Genomic DNA, 2,011 nt, shown 5'->3' with positions numbered 1-2,011 from the left:
AACACCTGTTGCGAGATAGGTGTTTTTTTGAAATGACAAGGGACTCTGTCCTATTTCCTAGCATAGTTTCTTAGTCAAAAACGAATAAAAAAGGCTCTATAATTTCTGTAGTGGGTAAAACCACCATAGAGATTATAGAGCCTATTTAGAATAGCTTTGAGATGCTTTTTATGTGACTTTCAGTTCGTTTCGCTCCGGAGGTGCGAAATAAATAAACCACCACCCACTATATGTAATTACATACCAAAACGGGGATATGATTTTCTGGATAATACTCATATAAAAATAAATAGTTATGCACTGATTTGATCGAATATTGGCTATTATTTTTATGTCCCAATAATATTTAAAAATAATTGACGCAAATAGATTATTGCGATACAATAATTTCAGAAAGATAATTATTGTATCACAATAATAAAGGTGTTTTTTATGAATAAATTCTTAAAAATAATTAGCTATATTCTATCCCTTGTGCGATATGTCGTTTGGTTCGTCGGTTTGCTATTACTAGTGGGTGTAGCGGGAATTTTCTTCGGAGGACAGAGAAGTCATGGAAACTTTATATTTGATTATGGGAATATTATAATCAAAGTTCCAATTATTTTTCCTTTGTTGATCCTTTTTATGACAATAGCTATATGCTTTATAACTATAAAACTATTAAAAATTTGGAGCATATTACTTTTATATTTTAGCAACAATATATATTTTAATACTAAAAATTTAAAATATATAAAAAACTCTTTCCTATTTTTGCTTAGTTTAACAATTTTTCAATTATTAATAAACCTAATCATTAATTACTTGAACACAACTAATGTTAGTGGATTATTTGATTTTTCAATAAAAAACTATTTAGTTAACGTATTGTTCTTGATATTGAATTATTTATTGATTATCATATTTAAAAAGGAGAACATATACAAAAAGAAAACGAGGAGATAATTTGATGATATGGAAGAAATTAAGATAAAATTAGATGAAGTGATTAAGTCTAGGAACATTACATCTAAAGAATTAGCTAAAAGGATTGATATCACCGAAGCAAATTTATCAATTTTAAAGACTGGTAAAGCTAAGGGAATACGGTTTTTGACACTGTTGAATATTTGTAGAGAACTCAATTGTCAACCTGGTGATATTTTTGAATATAATAAAAGGAGTAATGATAATGAAAAATAAAAAGATACTGATGACTCTGGTTACTTTTTTAGTCTCATTAATACTTATATCATGTGGTCTAGGAATTAAAGATACAGTGCAAGATGTTACATCAGAAATCCATCGAGAATCTTCCAAAGAAGATACTGAAGGTTTAGGGATAAAACAAGTATTAGAACAAAAAATGGTGAAAAAATGGATATAGCTATTAAGGATTTTACTGGTTATATTTACGTAATGAGCACAAAAGAAAATATTGAATCAATTAGAAAGTCAGAATTTAACCTCAATAATGATTCTTTTAAAAATATTAGAAAAGAATCTGAGCATGATTTCAATATTCGCTATAATAGTAAAACATATTTTTCGGTAAAACAGATAAAAGTTGAATCAGTTAGTTCAGTGAAGATTTATTCAAATTATTCAGGAAATAATTTATTGGTTTTAAGAGAAGAAAAATGATAAGAAACAACTTAAGTTTGACCTATATCGATCTTACAGTTAGTAATCAAAAAGGGTCTCAACTATTCCGAATAAAGGCTCTATAATTTCTGTAGTGGGTAAAACCACCATAGAGATTATAGAGCTTTTTGAATGCAGACAAAAAGTCCCATAAGAACTATAATGAAAAGCAACCAAACCATCATTAGGAAGAACTTATGAGACTTATTAAGAATACCACAGAATTAATCGGAATTAAAGACCCACACATCATTATTTCTCTTGTTTTTGAAAAAGATACCTACATCAAGGTTCAAGCAACACTCGATTACCCTGCACCACCATGCCCTCACTGCCAAGGAAAGATGATCAAAATATGACTTTCAAAAGCCTTCTAAAAATTCCT

Annotated in this window: 3 protein-coding genes and 1 pseudogene; all 4 read left to right on the top strand. The window is 28.5% G+C overall.

The window, feature by feature from the left end; translation table 11 throughout:
* Positions 1-957: 957 nt before the first annotated feature.
* Entirely contained in the window at positions 958-1,185 is a 228-nt protein-coding gene (locus HSISS2_RS03950) for a helix-turn-helix transcriptional regulator (protein WP_021145509.1), read from the top strand.
* The gene (locus HSISS2_RS11705; RefSeq protein WP_240472053.1) at positions 1,175-1,369 is read left to right on the top strand and encodes a hypothetical protein; all 195 of its coding nucleotides are present in this window, start codon (positions 1,175-1,177) and stop codon (positions 1,367-1,369) included. Before HSISS2_RS03950 ends, HSISS2_RS11705 begins: the two co-directional genes overlap by 11 nt.
* Positions 1,360-1,626, top strand: coding sequence for a hypothetical protein (locus tag HSISS2_RS11700; protein WP_240472052.1), 267 nt, complete (start codon positions 1,360-1,362; stop codon positions 1,624-1,626). The genes HSISS2_RS11705 and HSISS2_RS11700 overlap by 10 nt, the downstream gene beginning before the upstream one ends.
* A gap of 197 nt (positions 1,627-1,823) precedes the next feature.
* Positions 1,824-2,011: pseudogene (locus HSISS2_RS03940) on the top strand (ISL3 family transposase); the annotation flags it as partial.

This window comes from Streptococcus sp. HSISS2 (assembly GCF_000448665.1).
In the GTDB taxonomy this organism is placed as follows: domain Bacteria; phylum Bacillota; class Bacilli; order Lactobacillales; family Streptococcaceae; genus Streptococcus; species Streptococcus raffinosi.
Note: the sequence above shows the minus strand (reverse complement) of the source record. Positions and strands in the feature narration are given on the sequence as shown.